Raw genomic sequence first — 22,271 nt, 5'->3', positions numbered from 1 at the left:
CGTCACCAAGCATTTATAATGATAAACGACCTAACGGGTACGTCGCCAACCAATGAACCAAGCCAATACTCCAACAGTGATGAATCCTATAGAAATTTCTGTGGCATTGGCTAAAAACAAGAGAGTGCCACTCACTAATAGTGTAGCGCCTACACCGAACAAATACCGTGACTGACCCTGCCGTTGTTGCTGACCTTGTATCTGTAAAGTGAGCTTATCCACACTTTGTTGTAATAATTTGTGCTGCTGCAAACTGTCATAAACCAATTCTGGCAATTCAGGCAACTTCTCTGCCCAGAAAGGAGCCTTTTCTTTCAATGCACGAATCACTGCAGGCAAACCAACTTGGTCTCGAAGCCAGCTTTCAAGGAAAGGTTTTGCTGTCGTCCAGAGGTCAAGCTGAGGATATAACTGACGCCCTAACCCTTCAACATATAACAAGGTTTTCTGAAGTAACACGAGTTGCGGTTGCACCTCCATGTTAAAACGGCGTGCAGTATTAAACAGATTTAACAGCACATGCCCGAATGATATCTCTGCCAGTGGTTTTTCGAAGATAGGTTCGCATACAGTACGGATGGCAAATTCAAAATCCTCAACATTGGTATCACGAGGAACCCAGCCGGAATCGACATGTAGTTCAGCGACCCGCCGGTAATCGCGGTTAAAGAATGCAATGAAGTTCTCAGCAAGATAGCGTTTATCCGCTTTGTTCAACGAGCCGACGATACCGCAATCGATACCAATATAAAGTGGATCATGGGGATGTTCGTAGCTAACAAAGATATTCCCAGGATGCATATCAGCATGGAAAAAACTGTCGCGGAAAACTTGAGTGAAGAAAACTTGAACGCCACGCTCAGCCAGCAGCTTCATATTTGTGCCTTGATCTTCTAAGGCTGCAATATCTGAAACCGGTATGCCGTATATCCGTTCCATCACCAAGACACTTTCACGACAATAGTCTGAATAAACTTCTGGGATGTAAAGCATCTCACTATTTTCAAAATTACGGCGCAATTGAATGGCGTTAGCGGCTTCACGTAACAGGTTTAGCTCATCAAGCAGTGTTTTTTCGTACTCACGAACGACTTCACGCGGACGTAATCTTCGCCCATCAGGTAAAAGCTTAGGGACCCAACCCGCCAAACGATACATCAAACGCACGTCCGCTTTAATGATCGGTAAAATATCAGGGCGAATGACTTTGAGTACCACTTCTTGGCCGTTATGCTTTAAACGTGCCGTGTGTACCTGAGCAATAGAAGCCGAAGCTAACGCTTGTTGGTCAAAATCATCAAACCAAGTTTCTAACGGCCCACCCATCGCAATTTCAATGTGTTTTCTTGCCAGCGCACCATCAAAAGGCGCAACCCTATCCTGAAGTATTGCAAGCTGATCAGCGATTGTTGGCGGGAAGAGGTCTCGGCGGGTAGACATCATTTGGCCAAACTTGATCCAAACAGGCCCTAACTCTTGCAAGGCAAGGCGTAAACGCTCACCTAATGGTTTATCTTTATGGCGATTGGGCAGCCAAAAAAACATGTAGCGGCCGATTCGTAAAGGTAGCGTTAAGCGTATCTTCGGGATTAATTCATCCAACCCATAACTCAAGAAAACTCGAATAATGAGGTAAAGGCGCCGAAGTTCTCCTGGCGTCATTGTTTTGTCTCCATGGTCGCCAATCTGGCACTTAAAGCCTCAGTCTCACGAACAGTCGCCTCAACCTCTTCGTTAAACCAAACGACTTCCAGCGGTGCTGGTGCTATTTTCCATTCTTCCGTTATGGTTTCAGCTACATAGTGCTGTTGTTGGCGTAACTGCTTACTGAGGAAATGATGACTTTTGTGGACTACCTGCCCAATCGTCTCCGCTGCAATATCACCGATATAGGGCGCCAACCATTCAGTTGGGTCCCATTCAGCCAGATCCAAGAGTGCAACGAGTTGCTGAATTACCTGAATATCACCTTCAACGCTCAACTCACCACTGCGCATCAAAGGCGAAAGTTGCTGGCGATCACGCAGTTTTGCCAACACTGCGACATCCGTTTTCACAATACAGTCAGCATCACCATCCCACTGACTTAAAACATCAACCTGCCGCTCACTGAATACCAGCAGCAAAGGGAAACTCATCTCGCGTAACTCTATGCGCAAGACTTTCCCTACTAAACGTAAACGCGCAGCTTTCATACTCTGGTCGCGAAATAACACACTATTGAGTGATGTTTCGATAGCGGCGGTGATAAACGGCGACAGCAGCGCTGGTTTTAAAGAAAATGGTTTCAATATCAGTGAGCTTAGCGACATATCTCTATTCCTGTTAAAACTTAAAGCCCCGATGTAATGCAACGATACCACCGGTTAAATTGGAATAAGTTACGTTTTCGAACCCAGCATCAACCATCATACTTTTGAGTGTTTCTTGATCGGGGTGCATCCGGATAGATTCCGCTAAATAACGGTAACTCTCAGAGTCCTGAGCCACAAGCTCACCAATTTTTGGCAGTATATGGAAGGAGTAAGCATCATAGGCTTTACTCAATGGTTCCAGAATCGGTTTAGAGAATTCGAGAACGAGTAAACGACCACCTGGCTTTAAAACGCGAAACATTGAACGCAGCGCTTTTTCTTTTTCAGTGACATTTCTCAAACCAAATGAAATCGTGATGCAATCAAAGTAATTATCAGGGAAAGGTAGCGCCTCTGCATTTGCCTGCACATAGCTGACATTACCAACAATGCCTTTATCACGCAGCTTTTCACGGCCCATACGCAACATAGATTCATTGATATCAGCTAGAACAACTTCACCCTGTTCACCCACAAGGCGAGAAAACTTGGCAGTCAAATCGCCCGTACCGCCTGCCAGATCCAACACCCGCTGACCGCGACGCACACCACTACAGTCAATGGTAAAACGCTTCCAAATACGGTGAACACCGAATGACATCAGGTCATTCATCAAATCGTATTTAGCGGCGACGGAATGAAAAACGTCTGCCACCATGCTTTCTTTTTTTTCTTTGGCTACGGTGCGAAAACCAAAATGAGTGGTTTCCTTCTGCTGATCTACCATTTTTTATGCCTGCTTTTCAGTCAATCTTTCTAGGAAGTGTACCAGAACGCCGAGGAAAGCCCCACCTCACCTGGTATTAAGACCACTGCTTAATGGCAGTCTTCTCAACATCATACAGAAGAGGAACATGCAACTAACCCTGATACTTCAGCGGTGCAGGATCAGTAATATCGATGTTACTTGGATATGTCTCTGATTCCGCATCATCGGATAGCGCTAGATCGCTCTCGGGTTGATCCTCCATACGGGCTTGCTCTGCCAACGGTGGACTGATCGGCCGTTTTACCTCGACCCCCAAAGCGCGAAAACCTTCAACTTGCCCTATCAGGTTACCACGCCCTTGCGACAGTTTGTTCATTGCCTGACGATAACTTACTTGTGCTTTATCGAGGCTCTGCCCCAATGACGCCATATCATCGACAAATAATCGGAATTTGTCATACAGTTTGGCCGCTCTTTCAGCAATGCGCTGCGCATTTTGGCTTTGATGCTCATAACGCCATAAATTAGTAATCGTCCTTAGAGCGACCAGCAATGTTGTTGGGCTGACCAACATAATGTTGTGCTGTAGCGCCTCATTGATCAATTCGGGCTGGCGATCAATGGCCACCAAAAAAGCAGGTTCTACCGGAATAAACATCAGCACATAATCAAGTGAGCGTAAGCCTGGGAGTTGCTGGTAATCTTTGCGGCCTAACATTCTGATATGAGCACGCAGCGACGATAAATGCTCACTCAATGCCGCCTCACGTTCTACATCATCTTCACTATTAAAATAACGCTCATAAGCCACCAGCGACATTTTCGCATCAACAACGACATCCTTCCCCTGCGGTAAGCGGACAATAACATCGGGTTGCATACGGCTATTACTATCAATTCTCACATTCACTTGAGTTTCATATTCATAGCCTTCCCGTAGTCCCGATGCTTCAAGTACTTTAGCCAGAACGACTTCGCCCCAGTTTCCCTGAGTTTTATTATCCCCTTTAAGGGCTTTCGTCAGGTTTAGCGCTTCATGCGCCATTTGGGCATTGAGTTGTTGTAGGCTACGAATTTCATGCGTCAGTGTGTGCCGCTCTCTAGCCTCTTGACCAAAACTGTCCTGCACTTGGCGATGAAAGCCAGCCAACTGCTCTCGCAGAGGTAGCAATAGGTGCTCGAGACTTTGTTTATTTTGTTCATCTGCGCGGCGACCTGTTTGCTCAAAGATGCGGTTAGCCAGATTTTCGAATTGCGTTGTCAGCCGCTGCTCACTGTTCAGGAGTAATCGTTGTTTCTCTTCTGCTGCTAGCCGAGTCTCTTCCAAGCGAATAGTGACTTCTCGTAATTCAGCTTCTTGAGCACTGTTGACTTCTCTTTGCGCGCGCAGCTCTTGATTAAGCTGCTCACATTCACTACGCCAATGTGCCAGTTGTTGCAGTTTTTCAGCATTGGCCGCGAGCTGACTATGCAAGTTGCGTAGCTCCAACTCCCCTTGGCGCAATTGCTGTTCATCACGTTGCAACGTGGCTTGTAATTCCACCCTGTTCTGCTGGGTTTGCTGTAGTGTTTGCTCTAGTAATCGGCGATCAATATCTTGCTGTGCTTTATTTCGCTGCTGATACAAGTTAGCAATCAGCCAGCCAATAAGCCCACCGATCAAGCCGCCCCCCAGCCCATAAAATAAACTGATATCCACGGTTATCTCCCCATTAACCTCATGTCAGTCAAGGTAAGGGGATACTGTATGGATGTCCAGAGTGTTTTTCCGTTACATGCTATCTTGCGAAGCTGTGCGCATAAATAACAAGCAGATAAAAAAACACTCGCACTCATCCAAGCGATTAAGCTAAAACTGTCAGCCGCTGGTCAAGGGTATGCCGCCGAGAAGATTAATCCATCCAGTGAGCAACCCACTGAATGCCAAAGGCACCGGGAGCTAAAATACCGAATGCCCAAATGACAGCGGAAGTGATATTGGCTAATTGGAAATAGAATTTTGGCATGGCGCAGATACCTGCAACCAAAGGAACGACGGCACGTAATGGGCCAAAGAAGCGGCCGATAAAAGCACCAAAGAACCCCCAACGTTCGAAGAATGCATGGCCACGCACAAGTAACTGGGGATTGCGAGAGAGCGGCCAAAGGGTACCGACCCGGTCTTTGTAATGGACACCAACCCAATACGAGACCCAATCACCAAAGAAAGCGCCGGCTGTAGCCGCGGCCCAGATTGGCCAAAAAGAAATACCACTTTCACCGATTAGCGCACCTAACCCAAGCAAGATAACCGTTGCAGGCAGCAATAAGGAGAGAAAAGCAAGGGATTCACCGAAAGCAAGAATAAAGACGATAGGCATGGCCCATGACTCATGCTCACGAACAAAATCAATAATGAGAGTAATGACGTCATTCAGGGTCACATGCATTTTCCTTTCGTTAATAAAATAACTATTAGCATACTAAATGCATCGCTATTTTGGCTTAACAAATAATAAACGGCCGGAGAATTCCGACCGTTGATAGACCCAAAGTAAATGAAGTTACAGTGACGTAGCAAGCAGTGATGAGGCCCATTAAAGGGCCTCGTAACCAAGCTGCTCACTGTATTACGACTTCAAAACTGCATTGTGACTTCAAAAAAGAAGGGTATGCAGGTTAACGCAATGAATGTGAAATATTAGGCGTTGGCTGTCACGACTTTATTGCCAGCCATCTCAGCAGATCTGCGGATCCACAACTCACGCCATTTTTTCAGTGCGGATATCAGGATAATCACGCCCAGTGTCATCATGATAATAGAGATGATGCCATTGAACAGATTGTAGCCTTTAGCCGCTGAATTGAAGTACACGTGGGTGATCATCCAGTAACCGGCATAGTTTACGGTGACAAACAGATAAGCGAGAGGAATCACACACGTCAGCATGTATATGCGCTTAGTTGCCAACCGCAGAATAATCGTCGCGCCGATGATTAAGCCAACAGAAGCCATTAACTGATTAGATACGCCGAACAGTGCCCAAACAGAGTTGATATCACCAGAATTGAGGAGGTAGCCCCAGAGCGCACAAGCAATAACACTGCATGCAAGAGTGCCGGGTAACCAATCGGTACGTTTTAATGGTGCCCAAATATCGCCCAAGAAATCTTGCAGCAGGTAGCGAGCAACACGAGTGCCTGAGTCAACCGCTGTCAAAATAAAGACAGCTTCAAACATAACAACAAACTGGAAGAAGTAAGCTGCCATGCTACTGAACCAAGGTACACGGATGAAGATATCAGTCATGCCGACAGCTAAAGTAACAGCACCGCCGGTACGTCCATACAGATCTAAGCCGATTTCTTGGCTCAATTGCGGCAAGTTAACCACTTCCATGCCAAGCAAGCTCCAAGCTTCAGCGGAAGAGTTAATTGCAAAATAGTCAGCCGGATGCAAAGAGGTTGCCGCGATCAGGGCCATTACCCCAACCATACATTCGGCCAGCATTGCACCAAAACCAACAGGTAAAATATCGCTCCATTTGTCTATCTGTTTTGGTGTCGTACCAGACCCAATAAAGGCATGGAAACCAGAAATAGCACCACACGCAATGGTAATCGAGATAAACGGCCAAACTGGGCCAGCTAAAACAGGGCCGCCACCATGAATAAACTGTGTTAATGCAGGGAATTGGATTTCAGGGTTAATAAAGACAACACCAACGATCAATGCGCCGAAAACACCAATCTTCATGAAACTAGAAAGATAACCACGAGGAGTCAATAACATCCAAACAGGTAACGCAGTCGCAAAGAAAGCATACATTGGCAAAATAATGCTAACGGTGTCTGCTTTCAGCATTAACCATTCGCCGAGCCAAGTGCCTTCAATATAAGGGCCGACAAATACGCATACCATGATGGCAGCGATACCGACATAAGAAGCCCCTTTCATGCTACCGGTCATGCGTTCCCATAACCCCACGCAGATGGCGATAGGGATGGTCATGAATACCGCGAACGTCCCCCAAGGGTTACGTTCCAGAGCATGTACCACAACCATTGATAATCCAGCCATGGTAATGGTGATGATGAACAGCATTGCAAGGCCAGTACACCAACCCGCAACTGGCCCGAGTTCTGATTTAGCGACTTCGGACAGGGATTTTCCCTGATGTCTCATCGAGGCAAAGAGCACGACCGTATCGTGAACGGCACCACCGATAACACACCCGATTAATAACCACAGGAAACCGGGTAAATAGCCATATTGCGCAGCAAGTACTGGGCCAACCAAAGGGCCAGCGGCAGCAATTGCTGCAAAGTGGCTGCCAAAGTTCACCCATTTCTTAGTTGGGACGTAATCTTTACCATCTTCAAAGGTGTGGGAAGGTGTGACTTCAGTATCATCGACTCGCAGTACCTTACGAACAAAAAAGATACCGTATAAGCGGTAGCATATTGTCAGGATACACGCGGAGGCGATAACAAAGGTAATCGCATGTTGCATGAGCATTCTCTCCAGGGAATTTGTCAGGCGTTAACATACGCTCAGCACCTAAGAGAAATATCAGCAATCTGATTAAGCGGTAGTTTGTACTATTAAGCGGTTAAAAAGAGCTGCCCAGTGGCGGCGCTATAGGATTTAAAAATGAGTAAAACAGGATTTAAAAACCGGTGAAGCTGATGAATAAAAGATAGCTAGCCAGTATTTAAACTGCGAAAGTCATTACTCTAGAAAATATGACTGTAACTTCTCGCGCTCAAGGCTACCCAGACCAAACTCCTGTTGCAGCCATTGCTCTCGGCTACCATATCGCTCTTGAATACTACGCAATGCAGTTTGAATAAACTCTTCTTTGGCGGATAACACGAATGCAAATTGGCCGAGTGCCTGAGCGTTGAGTTTCAGCGACAACTGAGCCAGCATATGCTCACGAAATGGTGCCAACGTCGTCTCCGTTAATAGGTAATCTTCTAATACGGTTGATTCATCCGCGCCAAGTGCAAATAGTACGAGAGCAGAACCCACGCCAGTGCGGTCTTTTCCGACAGCACAATGCTGGACGATACTGGCCGCAGCATGCTCTGGAGAAGCGCAGTTTTGCAGCAAACCTGACAATTGTTTATAGGCCAGATTACTAAAGGGTAGTCGGCGATAAAGCTCTAACATAAAGGCGCGTGCATCAAACGTCGCCAGTGTCTCGTTAGTGAGTTTCTCTAGATTGGCATTCACTTCACTGCTCAGTGGATTTGCCGGAATATTGTGATAACTGGCCCCTTGCCACAAGACATCAGGCTTGGATAGCACTTCATCCGCATCGCGATAATCAATGATTTGAGCCGCAGGGCCGCGACTGAGGAAGTCACAATCTTTGGCGCTTAAACTGTCGAGTGAACCAGAACGAAATAGCAGGCCACGCTTGATACGGCGACCATCAGCAGCAAGGTTACCACCGAGATCTCGAAAGTTAATGCCACCATCAAGCGGCAATAGGGAAGGATGAAAATGAGTTGGCTGCGTCATATTTCCTCTTATTATTGTTCACTAGGCAAGCTAAGACCTTAACAGATAATCTGATGAAATAAAAAACGGGCCGCTTATTGGCCCGTTCGTCATACACTTATTGGCTTGTAGCCAGCTAACTGCAAGCAGTTACAGCAGGTGGCGTGCGGCTTCTACCACAATTTTCACTGCGTGGCTTTCCGTCGCTTTCATGGTTTCTTCATTTGGGATTTCTTGCTGGGTACGGTTTACAATCACCCCAGCGACCATGCCCGCACGCAAACCTTGGCTGGCACACATGGTCAGCAAAGTTGCAGATTCCATTTCATAATTCATCACGCCCATTGATTGCCATTCTTCCATTGAGCCTTTAAAGCGACGCACAACGCGACCAGAGAAAGTGTCATAGCGCTCTTGGCCTGGATAGAAAGTATCTGAAGAAGCGGTGACACCAATATGAGTTGTTGCGCCCACTGATTTTGCAGCGTTAACCAACGCAGTTGTGCAATCAAAATCCGCCACCGCAGGGAATTCCATTGGCGCAAAGTGCAAGCTGGCACCGTCTAAACGCACCGCGGCAGTGGTGACCAAGACATCACCGACATTAATATGTGATTGGATAGCCCCAGTTGTACCAATACGTAAGAAGGTACGAATACCGAGTTGCGCCAACTCTTCAACGGCGATTGAAGTCGATGGACCACCAATACCCGTTGAGCAAACAATCACGGCTTTACCGTCTAATTCTGCCCGCCATGAGGTAAATTCACGATGGGAAGCCAGATGTACTGGGTTATCCATCAATTTAGCGATTTTCTCAACACGCTGTGGATCACCTGGAACAATTGCCAGAGTTGCCCCTTGCAGATCATTTTTAGTTAAGCCTAGGTGAAAAACGTCAGATTTAGCCATGTGTGAGACTCCTCTTTCATGAGAGATGTTGTAGGGAGGTACAGGTAACGACTTTACTCAAAATCATCACATTATTTCGTGATGATAGTCACCTTGATAAAAGAAATGATGATGCTTAATACATTTAATTCGCGATGATAATCACACTAATGATTTATTAAGATGCTTTTTTAACCAAGAATAGCCAGTGCTAGCAGCTATTTTGTACGTAAATAGCAATGATAGAACTCATTAATTAATCTTGTCGCAATATCTTATCGATATTGGCCAGTATGACTTATCAAATGCCTGCTATGTCACAGTGAAGTCATCAATCACGACAAAACCTGATCTCATTAATCTCAAAGATTACCTATAGTTAAAGTCGATAGCAGAAAACAAAGCCGTTATTTTGTATTGGGTAATTCTCTTCATATACAAGGAGACCACAGTGAAAACTGATCTATTGATGACACTCAGACAGGCAGCAGGTGGCTTCACACCCGCCGTCGCACCACTGGCCTCGACGACCCGCCATACCGATCACCAAGGTATTCACTGCGGAGAAACCACGATCCCGTCTCAGGGTGATGAATTGCCCGCTTATATTGCCAAGCCCGCCCAGCATACGGGCCCTTATCCTGTCGTGATTGTTGTTCAAGAAATATTTGGCGTGCACGAACATATCCAAGATGTCTGCCGTCGATTAGCGAAACAGGGATATCTGGCTATCGCACCTGAGCTTTTTTTTCGTCAAGGTGATGCTAAAGAATATGAAGATATCAATGCGTTAGTCAAAAATCTGGTGAGTAAAGTGCCAGACCGCCAAGTAATGGTCGACCTTGATCATGCTGCACATTGGGCCTCTCGACATGGCGGCGATACCAGCAAATTAGCCATCACCGGTTTTTGTTGGGGCGGCCGAATTGCGTGGTTGTATGCCGCCCACAATCCACAACTAAAGGCTGCCGTAGCTTGGTATGGTAAATTGGTGGGCGAAAAGACCTTACTGCTCCCGAAATATCCTGTTGATGTCGCGATCGATCTCAGTGCGCCTGTGCTAGGGCTGTATGGCGGTAAAGATGGCAGTATCACGCAGGAACATGTCGACATCATGCGTCAAGCATTGCGCGCCGCGAATGCTGATGCCGAAATCATTGTTTACCCAGAGGCGGGGCATGCATTTAACGCTGACTATCGCCCTAGCTATCACGCCGAGTCTGCTCTTGATGGCTGGCAACGCATGCTTGACTGGTTTGCCCAGCACGGCGTAGCCGCCAACCCGGTGCCTGAAAGTGATCAATAACCACCATAAAAAAAGGGCGCATTAAGCGCCCAAATCTCACAACACAGAGTCAATCCTTGCTAAATAGACGAATCGCAAATTAAGCGCGTTCTTCACGTAGGCGCTGTGCAGCCAGCACCATGTTAGCCAATGCCTGACGAGTTTCCGGCCAGCCACGTGTTTTCAGGCCGCAGTCGGGGTTGACCCACAAACGTTCTGCTGGGATGCGTTGGGCGGCTTTACGTAACAGCGCCTCAATCCATTCCACACTTGGCACATTCGGTGAGTGAATGTCATAAACACCGGGGCCAATTTCATTCGGATACGCGAAATCTTCAAATGATTCCAGCAATTCCATATCTGAACGTGAAGTTTCGATGGTAATCACGTCCGCATCCAGTGCCGCAATGGAATCCATGATGTCATTGAACTCGCAATAACACATGTGCGTGTGGATCTGGGTGTCATTTTGCGCGACCGCAGCATTCAATTTAAAGGCATCAACGGCCCATTGCAGGTATGCTTGCCAATCAGCGCGGCGCAGCGGCAGCCCTTCACGCAGTGCTGGCTCATCAATCTGAATGATACCAATACCTGCTTTTTCAAGATCTTCCACTTCGTCACGCAGCGCTAATGCAATTTGCTTAGCAATGGTTTCACGGCTCACATCTTCACGCGGGAATGACCAGCACAGAATGGTGACCGGCCCCGTCAACATGCCTTTCACCGGTTTGTCCGTCAGTGATTGAGCATATTTGGCCCATTCAACCGTGATAGCTTCAGGGCGGCTGATGTCACCAATGATCACTGGCGGCTTCACACAACGCGATCCGTAGCTCTGCACCCAACCGTTTTGCGTGAAGATAAAACCGTCCAGATGTTCGCCGAAGTATTCCACCATGTCATTACGTTCAGCTTCACCGTGTACCAGCACGTCCAGCCCCAAGCGTTCCTGTTCGGCGATAGCTTGCTTGATATGCTCACTGATACCGGTGCGATAGTTTTTACCATCCAAGCGGCCTTGTTTGAAGTCCAGACGCAGGCCGCGGATCTCGGTGGTTTGTGGGAAGGAGCCGATAGTGGTGGTCGGCCAAGCTGGCAAGTTAAAGCGTAGGCGCTGCGCTTCTGCACGCGCTTCATAAGGCTGTTGGCGTTCGATGTCTTGCGCCGTAATGGCCGCCAGACGTTGTTCCACCTGTGGATTATGAACACGGCTAGAAGCTTTGCGAGCACGGATAGGTGCACTGTAAGCGGCCAACTCAGCCAACTTGGCGTCACTCGGTTCATTTAGCGCATGTGTTAGCAGTGCCAATTCAGCACATTTTTGCAGGGCAAAGGCGAACCAACTTTTGACTTCGGCATCGAGACGCGTCTCTTCACTTAAATCAATCGGGCTATGCAATAAGGAGCAAGAGGTGCCCAGCCATAATGGGCGACCATTTATCAGTGGTTTGAGGCGCTCGAACCACTGGCTGAGGTCGGCTCGCCAAACGTTACGACCATTAATCACCCCCAGAGAGAGTACCCATGTGGCGGGCAACTGTGCATTCAACTGCGCAATATCATCTTGACCTGCGACCACATCAACATGCAGCCCCTGCACTGGCAACGCGCGAATAGTGTCAAGATTATGGCCGATACTGTCGAAATAGGTGGTCAGCAGCAACTTAACCTGACCTTGTAGCGCCTGATATGCTGGTTGGAAGGCCGCCAGCCACTCTGCTGGTAATTCCAGCACCAGCGCGGGTTCATCAATCTGCACCCATTCAATGCCACGTTTAGCCAGTTCAGCCAAGACTTGTTGGTACACTGGCAGAATGTCTTTTAGCAAAGAGAGTCGATCGAACTGCTCCCCTTTCACTTTGCCCAGCCACAGATAAGTCACTGGCCCTAGCAGTACCGGCTTAATTTTATGGCCTAACGCCAGCGCTTCATCGACTTCATCCAGTAGCTGAGTCCAACCCAACTTAAACTGCTGGCCTTGTTGGAACTCAGGCACCATGTAGTGATAGTTGGTGTTAAACCATTTGGTCATTTCTGCCGCTGCCGCCGGTTTACCGGTCGGTGCACGGCCACGGCCGATGCGGAATAAAGTGTCCAAGTCAATCGAGCCATCCGCATTTTGGTGGCGTTCTGGAACGTTACCCAGCAGCAAACTGGTGGTCAATACATGGTCATACCAAGCAAAGTCACCCACTGGCACTAAATCAATGCCAGCTTGTTGTTGCTGTTGCCAATGGCGGGCGCGCAATTCACGACCCACATTGAGCAATTCTTCTTGCGTGGAGTTGCCAGCCCAGTAACTTTCTTGTGCCTTTTTCAGTTCACGTTTCAGTCCAACACGCGGAAAACCCAGTGTGTGATTTAAAATTGTCATCGTCATATTTCCCATTTAGCCATCCAGATGTTTACACATCCATAATCAGCAGGTACTGTATATTCCACAAGCGCAATTTGTTCACTGTCACTGTGAAGGACTCTCATGATCGAACTGAAACACTTACGCACCCTGCAAGCTTTGCGTAATACCGGCTCACTGGCGGCGGCGGCGACACAACTTCATCAGACCCAATCGGCCTTGTCCCATCAATTCAGCGATCTGGAGCAACGTCTGGGGTTTCGCCTGTTTGTGCGTAAAAGCCAGCCGCTGCGTTTCACCACACAAGGAGAGATCCTGCTTCAGTTGGCTGAACAAGTGCTGCCACAAATCAAACAGGCTTTGCAAACCTGCAACGAGCCACATCAAACCGCACTGCGCATTGCTATCGAGTGCCATAGCTGCATTCAATGGCTGACACCTGCGTTGGATAACTTCCACAAAAGCTGGCCGCAAGTCGCGATGGATTTCCAGTCCGGTGTGACTTTCGATCCACAGCCCGCCTTGCAGCAAGGCGAACTGGATTTGGTGTTAACGTCAGATATTTTGCCGCGTAGTGGTTTGCACTATTCGCCGATGTTTGATTTTGAGGTGCGATTAGTCTTGGCACCGGACCACCCATTGGCGAATAAAGCCCGTATCGAGCCAGAGGATTTAACCGAAGAAGTCTTGATGATTTACCCAGTGCAACGTCAGCGTTTAGATATCTGGCGGCACTTCTTGCAACCTGCGGGAGTGAATCCGGTACTGAAAAATGTCGATAACACGTTGCTACTGATTCAAATGGTATCCGCTCGCATGGGGATCGCCGCACTGCCGCATTGGGTGGTAGAGAGCTTCGAGCGTCAGGGGTTAGTCACCACCAAAACATTGGGGAATGGCTTGTGGAGCCGGTTATACGCTGCCGTCCGTGATGGAGAGCAGCGCCAACCGGTCACAGAAGCGTTTATTCGTTCGGCTCGGCAGCACGCTTGCGATCATCTGCCTTTTGTAAAGAATGCGGAGCGACCCAACGCCGGTGTACCCATAGCGAGGCCATTATCACAATTGCCCCAATGATAAAGCTGGGCCAATGGGGTTTTTCTTGCCAGATGGCCAAATTCACCAGTAACCCAGCCGGTACATGCACGTTATTCATGATACCCAAGGTGCCAGCATCGACCAGTGTCGCACCATAGTTCCACATGAAATAGCCTAGGCCAGATGCGCCGACACCAAGCCATACCAGCACGCCCCACTGTAATTGAGTCGTTGGCAGTTTTTCGGGATTGCCAAAGGCAAACCACGCAAAGACCGCGACCAACAGTGCCCCAACGTAGAACCATGAAAATGCCACATGTTGCGGGATCGGGTGGACTTCCATCAGCCGCTTGTATCCTACTTGCCCGATAGCAAAACAGATGTTGGCAGCCTGAACTAACACCAACCCCCACCAAAAATGCTCACTCAAGTGGTCATAACGGATGATTGCTGCCCCGACGACAGCCAAAAGAGCACTGAGAGCATAGCCCCAACGCAGGCGCTGACGGCGCAACAAATCATAAATTAAGGTGACATACAGCGGGGTCATCACGGTAAACAGCAAAAACTCTGGCACCGTCAGGTAGAGGTATGCGCGGAAGCTGAATAAGTACATGATGCCGAGTTGAATGGCGCCCACAATCATATACAGCAGGATGACCCGCCAAGGGATATTACGCCAACGCAGAAACGGTAAAAAAACCAGCGCAGCGAGGCCAACTCGCATCAGCACGGAGAACCAACTGTCCACCTGCCCTGCCAGATATTCGCCAATTAGGCTGAACGAAAATGCCCACAAAATGGTGGTAATGACCAGTAACGGCACGATAATTTGGCTCATTGAGGTGATAAAGGGCGATTGTAACGGAAGTGAGAGACAAATTTTGCGTTAACTGGGTTTACATTTGGTTAAATATAAACCCATTGGTTTTTTGCAGCGCTTTTTATCTTGCTGATGACATCCCAACGCCAATGATGGTCAGGATTAACGGGGTCGTGACAGCAGCCAACACAGTAGACATGACTAAACTGGCGGCGGCAGGGCCAGTTAACACATTAAATTGCCGAGACATCAGATAAACATTCACGCCTGTTGCCATTGATCCCAGCAATACCACCACTTGTGTTTCCAGCACTGGTAGATTCATCGCCCATGCCATCGCCCAAATCACCATCGGCTGGACAATCAGTTTCAGGAAACAGATGGCGCTGCTGATTTGCCAGCCTTCCGTGACACGGTATTCGGCCAGCCCCATTCCCAGCACAATCAACGAAAGTGGTGGTGCGACCTGCCCTAACATGGTGACAGGTTGGTCGATAAACTGTGGCAGTTGCAGCCCGGTTAAGCTAAATAGCGTGCCGGAGATAATCCCGATAATCAGCGGGTTAGTCAGTACGCTACGCGCCGTCTTCGCAAACCCTGCCATTGTCGGTGAACCATTGCGCGCCCACTCAACTGAAATCGTGACTAAAGTCCACAATATCAATCCGTTAAATACCAATACTAGCGCGACGGCTGGAATGGATTTCTCCCCCAGCATGATAGTGGCGATAGGTAATCCAAGCATCACGTTATTGGAGAAAATCCCACCGAGGGCGAATACCGAACCGGAGACACCGTCCAGATGAAACACTCGATTGGCGATAATGCGCCCGAGTACAAATACCACCAGACAGCTACCAAAAAAGGCAATCAATAGGCGCGCATCTACTGCCGGACGTTCGGAGAAATCGCACATCATACGAAACAGCATGGCAGGTAAGGCGAGGGAAAAAACAAAGCGGGTCAGGCCATCCGTGATGGTCGAGGGCCATTTACCAAACCGCACTAAACCGTATCCAAGTGCGAGCAAAACAAATAATGGTGAAGACAATACTATCTGGTGCCAGAGCGAGATAACAAAGGCGGGCATGGGTCACATCCTGTCAAACTGGGCCAGATCTGCCCATAAGTGTAAGAATGACTGACCTGTTCCGTTTCCTGTTCTGTTTATCCCAACATCATTGGTGTGACAGGTAGGCGGCAAGTGAGCCAACCCCGATGAACATACTCACGTCCGTCATTGAGGCCAGCGCACATGGCAAACACCCAGTCAGGTTAAGTATGAGAGTAAAAATCGGGACCAATCAAATCTATACGGTCAGTACAGATGCAGTCAACGCCCCAATTTAACAATTCCTGCGCGCGTGCCGTTTGATTGACGGTATAGACCAAAATATGTAGCCCCGCCGCTTTGAGCAATGCCACACGCTCTGCCGTCAATTGTTTATGGTTGATATGTAAAGAGACGCAATCCAATCGCTGAGTCAGTGCCCGCCAATTTTCATCCCATTTATCCAGTAGTAGCCCTCGCGGTAACTCTGGTGCCGCTTGCTGCGCGGCAACTAAGGCGTCGAATGAGAACGAGGACAACAGGGGCGGTATCGTCTGACCTTGCCATAATTGGCGAGCCCCCAGCGCGATGACCTGCCCCGTGATGGTTTCCGCGCCTGTGGTTGGCTTGATTTCGATGTTTGCGGCCATCCCATGCTGCGCACAGCGAGCTGCGACTTCGCTGAGCAGTGGTAAGCGCTCACCCCGAAACTCTGTGCTATACCAGTCGCCAGCATCCAACTGAATCAGCTTCTCCCAAGGTAAATCACCGGCGACTCCCCAGCCATTACTGGTCCGTTCCAGCGTGTCGTCATGTAGCAAAAATATCTGGCCGTCATGGGATAATTTGGCGTCGAACTCGATCATCGTATGGCCGTAACGCGCCCCGACATCAATCGCAGCCAGTGTATTTTCTGGTGCTAACGCACCGCCACCCCGATGAGCCACAATGGGAGGATAAGGCCAGTTTTTACTCATGATTCCATCCGTAATCCGCTTTCTGAATCAAAGAAATGCAGTGCTGCAAACGGGAGAGATAAATGCAGCTGACTGCCCGCTGCTGGCATCTCTTCGTGGGATAAACGAGCAATGATACTCTGCCCACCCCATTGACCATGCGCCAAATTATCAGCACCCAATAATTCCAAGGTCAATAAGGTCATCGGCACACCCTGCGCTGAAGTTGTCTGCTGAATATGCTCCGGGCGGATACCTAGGGTCAAGTGCCGGTCTGCCCATTGTGGTTGTGGGACAGCCAAAGGCAAGCGCATACCATCCGGTAAAATAAATGCGTAACCGTCTGTACTGACAGTGCCAGCGAACAAATTCATCGCCGGTGACCCAATAAAACTGGCCACAAACAGCGATGCAGGACGTTGGTATACCTCGCTTGGTGTACCAATTTGCTCAGCAACGCCTTTGTTCATCACAATCACGCGTTGAGCAAGCGTCATCGCCTCAACCTGATCATGGGTCACGTATAAACTGGTGGTTTTTAACCGACGATGGAGCTGTTGTAATTCAAGCCGCATCTGTACACGCAATTTGGCATCCAGATTAGACAACGGTTCATCAAACAAGAAAACCGCAGGCTCACGCACGATAGCTCGCCCCATCGCGACCCGTTGTCGCTGCCCGCCAGAAAGCTCGCGCGGTTTACGTTTTAACAGTGGCTCCAATTCCAGAATTCTGGCGGCTTCATCCACGCGCTGGCGAATTTGCTCTTTACCGAAGCCACGAATTTTCAGGCCATATGCCATGTTGTCGAACACGCTCATATGCGGATAAAGCGCGTAATTTTGAAAAACCATAGCGATGCCACGATCTTTAGGTTCCAGTTCAGTGACACGCTGATTATCAATGTAAATATCGCCACTGGTGGTGCGTTCTAGCCCCGCCACCATGCGCAGCAGCGTTGATTTGCCACATCCTGAGGGGCCGACCATGACGATAAATTCACCGTCGGCGACATCGAGATCAATTTGCTTAATCACCGGCGTCACGCCGTCATAAGATTTAGTGACTGCCTGAAGTTTTAAACATGCCATATCAAATTACTTCTCACTGTCTACCAAGCCGCGCACGAACCAACGCTGCATCAGAAGGACCACCACCACGGGTGGAATTAAGGTCAGAATCATCGCTGCCATTACCTGATTCCATTGCGTTGGTGCGCCAGAGCTCGAAATCATGCTGCGAATTCCCGCCACCGCCGTACCCATAGACGCATCGCTGGTAATCAAAATGGGCCAGAGATATTGGTTCCAACCATAGATAAAGGTGATAACAAATAGCGCTGCCAAATTGGTTTTTGACAGCGGTAAAACGATGTCCCAGAAAAAACGCATCGCCCCTGCGCCATCGATTCTCGCGGCTTCCAATAGCTCATCTGGCAAGGTCATAAAAAATTGCCGGAATAGGAATGTTGCGGTGGCAGAGGCCATCAATGGCAACGTTAGGCCCGTGTAGCTGTCCAGCATGTTCAGATTCGCAATCACCTGAATAGTAGGGAAGATACGCACTTCGACGGGCAACATAAGGGTGAGGAAGATCAGCCAAAAGAATAGATTACGCAGAGGAAAACGGAAATAAACGATGGCATAGGCAGACAGCATCGATACGGTAATTTTGCCAATCGTAATCGCCAACGCCATCACGAAACTGTTAAACAGCATCAAGCCAAAAGGTGCGCTGTTATTGCCAACACCTGAGTGCCAGATATGGCTGATGTTCTGCCACAAATGTGGTCCAGGGATTAAGGTCATCGGCACTTGAAACACTTGTGTGTCATCCAAAGATGCCGCCACGAAAGCCACATACAATGGGAATAAGATTAATAGCACGCCAATCATCAGCATGATGTGACAAAAAATATCGAGTCCGCGACGATTCTCAATCATTGGTAACGCACCTTACGCTCAACATAACGGAACTGAATCACTGTCAGACCCATCACCAGCAACATCAGCACCACCGATTGCGCGGCAGAGCTGGATAAGTCCAATCCGGCAAAACCTTCGCGATAGATTTTATAAATCAGGGTCGTAGTCGCCTGAACAGGGCCGCCGCCCGTTGCAGCATCAATGACCGGGAATGTATCGAAGAAGGCATAAACCAGATTCACCACCAGCAAGAAGAAGCTGACCGGTGATATCAGCGGCAGCACCAAATTAAAGAAACGGCGTACTGGCCCAGCACCATCAATCGCGGCAGCTTCAACCAGTGAACGGGGAATAGATTGCAATGCGGCAAGGAAAAACAAGAAGTTATAGCTGATTTGCTTCCAGACTGAGGCTAACACCACCAGAAACATGGCCTGCCCGCTATTTTGCGCATGATTCCAGTCATAGCCCAGCGTCGCGAGGAAGTGGGTGATCAACCCCAGCCCTGGATTGAACAAAAATATCCACAGAACAGCAGCTACCGCAGGAGCCACGGCATAAGGCAAAATCATTAATGTTTGATAAATGCGACTACCGCGCACCACGTAATCCACCATCGCGGCCAAAAACAATGACACGATCAGGCCAATACCGGCCACCAATGAGCTAAAAATCAACGTGGTGTAAAACGAGGCTAAATAGTATTCATCCTGAAATAGCTGAATAAAATTGCTCAGCCCAACAAACTCACTGGAGAGACCAAACGGGTCCAACATCTGTACGGAATACCACAGTGCCTCACCGGCAGGCCACAGGAAAAAAACGACGGTAATGACTAACTGAGGTAAAACCAGCAGATAAGGTAATCCACTACAGGAGAAACCGGGACGGGAAGATGACATAGAATTAACCGTTTATCTAACAAGGTGCGTGTTGCGGTAGAGAGCCGTTTGGTATTGCCAGTTTGAGGGCCAATGCGCACCCCAAACTGGCAAGTTCACTGCTCAATATTGCTATTTATTCGCCTGTTCGAAGCGGCGCAGTAACACGTCACCCCGTTTCACTGCGCTGTCCAATGCTTCTTGAGGGGCTTTTTTACCCGTCCACACCCCTTCTAGCTCTTCATCAACCACGGTACGAATCTGCGGCATATTGCCCAGACGTAACCCTTTGGTATAAGGCAATGGTGGCTTATTCAGCATTTGGCGAGTGGCGACATCAGCACCAGGGTTCTTCTCATAGAAGCCCTGCTGCTTAGTCAACTCATAGGCGGCAGTGGTAATCGGTAGGTAACCTGTTTTCTGGTGCCATTCGGCGGCAATTTCAGGCTGAGCCAGATATTGCAAGAATTCAGCCACGCCTTTGTAAGTGTCTTTATCTTTACCGTCCATCACCCACAGGCTGGCACCGCCGATAATGGCGTTTTGCGGCGCATCTTTCGCATCTGCGTCGTAAGGCATCATGCCGACACCGTAGTTAAATTTCGCGTATTGACGAATATCGGCAAGCGAACCCGAAGAAGCGGTGGTGATGGCACAATCACCGTTATAAAACTTCGCGGTTGATTCGTCTTTACGGCCGAAATAGGTGAAGTCGCCTTTCTTATTCATATCCGACAGCAGTTGAATATGCTTAACCTGCAAAGGTTTATTGAATTCCAATACAGCATCGGTGCCTTCGAAACCATTATTGCGGCTAGCGATTGGCTGACCATGCCATGCGCTGAAGTTCTCAATTTGGATCCACCCCTGCCAACCGCTGGCGTAGCCACAACTTGAACCCGCAGCACGGAGTTTGGCTGTATCTTCCGCCAACTCTTGCCACGTTTTAGGCGGTTGGTCCGGATTCAAACCTGCTTTCTTAAAGGCATCTTTGTTGTAGTACAGCACTGGCGTAGAGCTGTTAAATGGCTGCGACAACAAATGACCTGTTTTGGCATCGGTGTAATAGCCCGCGACCGTCGGCACGAAAACAGACTCATCAAAATTGATATTGGCGTCTTTAAAGACTTGGAAGACAGGCTTAATCGCCTTGCTCGCCATCATGGTTGCCGTACCCACTTCATAAACTTGCAAGATTGCCGGTGCTTTACCAGAACGGAAGGCTGCGATGCCAGCAGCTAGACTTTGTTCGTAGTTACCCTTATAGACAGGGATGATTTTATAATCGCTGTGTGACTGGTTAAAACGGTTAGCTAATGAATCAACTTCTTTACCCAATTCCCCTTCCATTGAATGCCAGAAAGGGATTTCAGTCACGGCCATGGCATTAGCGCTAAAAGCCAAAGTCAGTGCGACACAAATCGACGTTTTACGAATGGTATTGTTAAACATATCTAGCCCCTGAATAAATCTGTCTGGCTCACATCAATGAATAGGCGTCGGTGAGCGAAATAAATCAGTTTTTGTTCGCAAGCAAACATGACACCCTTTCATGACAGAAATATAACTTTTATATGACGGAAAGATGGCAGCTCTACCAAAATCAAATGACAGTTCTTATTTATAGTGAGTTTAATTGACCGCATAGTGAATTTAAGTTCACCTATAATTATCACCATATCTAGTGAATTAATTCTATATCATTAATTTAATCTATTTATTTAAGTTGTTTCTTTAACTTAATTTAAGGATTTCATTATTGAGCCAACTTACATGCCATGCTAGTGTTACCCCACTTTTTTGACAGTCAATATATAAACGCGACGCTATTAACACCCTACCTCATCGTTGTTTTACATATGTGGCTCAAAAAAAGTTATCACATTAAAACTCACCTATTAGAATATAGCTTAATTATATAAAGGACTTTGGATATTCATGATGAAAAAGACACTATTGTCAATAATGGCTATGACAGCATTAGTTAGCGCAACGTTTGCCTCAGCAGCAGCTGGTCCTGTAAGCAAAGACATTACTGTTGAAGCAAAAATTGTCGATACTTTAACGTTAACCAAAAGCAATGGCGCGAAACTTGAAAATATAAAACTAGGTTATGACTTTGCCAAAAATGATGGCTCTTATACAAACACCACTGGTGTTAAAATAATACTCACCAATACAGATTCTAAGATAAATATTAAGCTTGCAGAAGACTTTGAGTTAGTTAGCACTGCCGGGGGCAACGACAAATTCACTGATTACAGCGTCACGTTGCATGGTGAGGATCTAACTACCGCTGATAAAAGGTTTGATATAGCAGCGAAGCAGTTTGAAGGTGATTTAACCATCACTGCCAAGCAACCGGCCGTAGCAGCAGGCACTTATTCCGGCACGCTCAAATTGGTTCTTGAATCAGGGGCTTAATTAAGTGAAAAGCCGCTTAACTTAATTACAGATAACATACGGCCAGGAGTTAGTCTCTTGGCTGTTTGCTCCTTTTGACATAAAAAT

Annotated in this window: 19 protein-coding genes; 3 read left to right on the top strand and 16 right to left on the bottom strand. The window is 48.0% G+C overall.

Going from position 1 to position 22,271, the window contains the following annotated elements; genetic code table 11:
* Window positions 1-30 precede the first annotated feature (30 nt).
* The 8 genes from ubiB to udp form a co-directional block, all read right to left on the bottom strand.
* Window positions 31-1,662 (bottom strand): ubiquinone biosynthesis regulatory protein kinase UbiB, encoded by a 1,632-nt coding sequence (ubiB, locus tag BN68_RS21370; RefSeq protein WP_019213223.1) that lies wholly within the window; start codon window positions 1,660-1,662, stop codon window positions 31-33.
* On the bottom strand, window positions 1,659-2,312 hold the full coding sequence (gene ubiJ, locus BN68_RS21365; protein ID WP_019213222.1) for a ubiquinone biosynthesis protein UbiJ: 654 nt from the start codon (window positions 2,310-2,312) through the stop codon (window positions 1,659-1,661). Before ubiJ ends, ubiB begins: the two co-directional genes overlap by 4 nt.
* A gap of 13 nt (window positions 2,313-2,325) precedes the next feature.
* Window positions 2,326-3,081 carry a bifunctional demethylmenaquinone methyltransferase/2-methoxy-6-polyprenyl-1,4-benzoquinol methylase UbiE gene (ubiE, locus tag BN68_RS21360; RefSeq protein ID WP_019213221.1) on the bottom strand — a complete coding sequence of 252 codons (756 nt, stop codon included), beginning with the start codon at window positions 3,079-3,081 and terminating at the stop codon, window positions 2,326-2,328.
* Between the two features lie 133 nt (window positions 3,082-3,214).
* Window positions 3,215-4,762 (bottom strand): DNA recombination protein RmuC, encoded by a 1,548-nt coding sequence (gene rmuC / locus BN68_RS21355; RefSeq protein WP_019213220.1) that lies wholly within the window; start codon window positions 4,760-4,762, stop codon window positions 3,215-3,217.
* A 193-nt stretch (window positions 4,763-4,955) separates the two neighbouring features.
* Window positions 4,956-5,486: a DedA family protein gene (locus BN68_RS21350; protein ID WP_019213219.1), complete on the bottom strand. Its 531-nt coding sequence runs from the start codon at window positions 5,484-5,486 to the stop codon at window positions 4,956-4,958.
* Window positions 5,487-5,743: 257 nt separating this feature from the next.
* Entirely contained in the window at window positions 5,744-7,555 is a 1,812-nt protein-coding gene (locus BN68_RS21345; RefSeq protein WP_042807070.1) for a carbon starvation CstA family protein, read from the bottom strand.
* Between the two features lie 219 nt (window positions 7,556-7,774).
* Window positions 7,775-8,572, bottom strand: a complete 798-nt coding sequence (locus BN68_RS21340; protein WP_019213217.1) for a tyrosine-protein phosphatase — start codon at window positions 8,570-8,572, stop codon at window positions 7,775-7,777.
* Between the two features lie 129 nt (window positions 8,573-8,701).
* The gene (gene udp, locus BN68_RS21335; RefSeq protein WP_019213216.1) at window positions 8,702-9,463 is read right to left on the bottom strand and encodes a uridine phosphorylase; all 762 of its coding nucleotides are present in this window, start codon (window positions 9,461-9,463) and stop codon (window positions 8,702-8,704) included.
* 430 nt (window positions 9,464-9,893) lie between these two features.
* Between udp and BN68_RS21330 the strand changes: the two genes are divergently transcribed.
* Complete coding sequence (locus BN68_RS21330) at window positions 9,894-10,748, top strand: dienelactone hydrolase family protein (protein WP_019213215.1); 855 nt, start codon at window positions 9,894-9,896, stop codon at window positions 10,746-10,748.
* 79 nt (window positions 10,749-10,827) lie between these two features.
* Here the strand turns inward: BN68_RS21330 and metE are convergent, their stop codons facing one another.
* On the bottom strand, window positions 10,828-13,104 hold the full coding sequence (metE, locus tag BN68_RS21325; protein ID WP_081578878.1) for a 5-methyltetrahydropteroyltriglutamate--homocysteine S-methyltransferase: 2,277 nt from the start codon (window positions 13,102-13,104) through the stop codon (window positions 10,828-10,830).
* 105 nt (window positions 13,105-13,209) lie between these two features.
* Between metE and metR the strand changes: the two genes are divergently transcribed.
* Entirely contained in the window at window positions 13,210-14,163 is a 954-nt protein-coding gene (gene metR, locus BN68_RS21320) for an HTH-type transcriptional regulator MetR (protein ID WP_019213213.1), read from the top strand.
* On the opposite strand, the gene BN68_RS21315 is transcribed toward metR, so the two are convergent.
* The 7 genes from BN68_RS21315 to ugpB all read right to left on the bottom strand — a co-directional run bounded on the left by BN68_RS21315 (window position 14,051) and on the right by ugpB (window position 21,212).
* Window positions 14,051-14,950 (bottom strand): carboxylate/amino acid/amine transporter, encoded by a 900-nt coding sequence (locus BN68_RS21315; RefSeq protein ID WP_019213212.1) that lies wholly within the window; start codon window positions 14,948-14,950, stop codon window positions 14,051-14,053. The two genes, metR and BN68_RS21315, sit on opposite strands and share 113 nt — an antisense overlap.
* A 118-nt stretch (window positions 14,951-15,068) precedes the next feature.
* Complete coding sequence (locus BN68_RS21310) at window positions 15,069-16,037, bottom strand: AEC family transporter (protein WP_019213211.1); 969 nt, start codon at window positions 16,035-16,037, stop codon at window positions 15,069-15,071.
* A 185-nt stretch (window positions 16,038-16,222) separates the two neighbouring features.
* Window positions 16,223-16,975: a glycerophosphodiester phosphodiesterase gene (gene ugpQ / locus BN68_RS21305; RefSeq protein WP_019213210.1), complete on the bottom strand. Its 753-nt coding sequence runs from the start codon at window positions 16,973-16,975 to the stop codon at window positions 16,223-16,225.
* Window positions 16,972-18,045 (bottom strand): sn-glycerol-3-phosphate import ATP-binding protein UgpC, encoded by a 1,074-nt coding sequence (locus BN68_RS21300; RefSeq protein WP_019213209.1) that lies wholly within the window; start codon window positions 18,043-18,045, stop codon window positions 16,972-16,974. The genes ugpQ and BN68_RS21300 overlap by 4 nt, the downstream gene beginning before the upstream one ends.
* 6 nt (window positions 18,046-18,051) lie before the next feature.
* A complete protein-coding gene (ugpE, locus tag BN68_RS21295) occupies window positions 18,052-18,897 on the bottom strand; it encodes a sn-glycerol-3-phosphate ABC transporter permease UgpE (protein ID WP_019213208.1) in 846 nt (281 codons plus the stop codon).
* On the bottom strand, window positions 18,894-19,781 hold the full coding sequence (gene ugpA / locus BN68_RS21290) for a sn-glycerol-3-phosphate ABC transporter permease UgpA (protein ID WP_019213207.1): 888 nt from the start codon (window positions 19,779-19,781) through the stop codon (window positions 18,894-18,896). The genes ugpE and ugpA overlap by 4 nt, the downstream gene beginning before the upstream one ends.
* Before the next feature lie 111 nt (window positions 19,782-19,892).
* Window positions 19,893-21,212 carry a sn-glycerol-3-phosphate ABC transporter substrate-binding protein UgpB gene (ugpB, locus tag BN68_RS21285; protein ID WP_019213206.1) on the bottom strand — a complete coding sequence of 440 codons (1,320 nt, stop codon included), beginning with the start codon at window positions 21,210-21,212 and terminating at the stop codon, window positions 19,893-19,895.
* Between the two features lie 489 nt (window positions 21,213-21,701).
* Between ugpB and BN68_RS21280 the strand changes: the two genes are divergently transcribed.
* The gene (locus tag BN68_RS21280) at window positions 21,702-22,184 is read left to right on the top strand and encodes a CS1 type fimbrial major subunit (protein WP_019213205.1); all 483 of its coding nucleotides are present in this window, start codon (window positions 21,702-21,704) and stop codon (window positions 22,182-22,184) included.
* The last annotated feature ends 87 nt before the right edge of the window (window positions 22,185-22,271 follow it).

The organism is Yersinia massiliensis CCUG 53443, assembly GCF_000312485.1.
GTDB classification, from domain to species: domain Bacteria; phylum Pseudomonadota; class Gammaproteobacteria; order Enterobacterales; family Enterobacteriaceae; genus Yersinia; species Yersinia massiliensis.
This window is presented reverse-complemented; position numbering and strand designations above follow the sequence as displayed.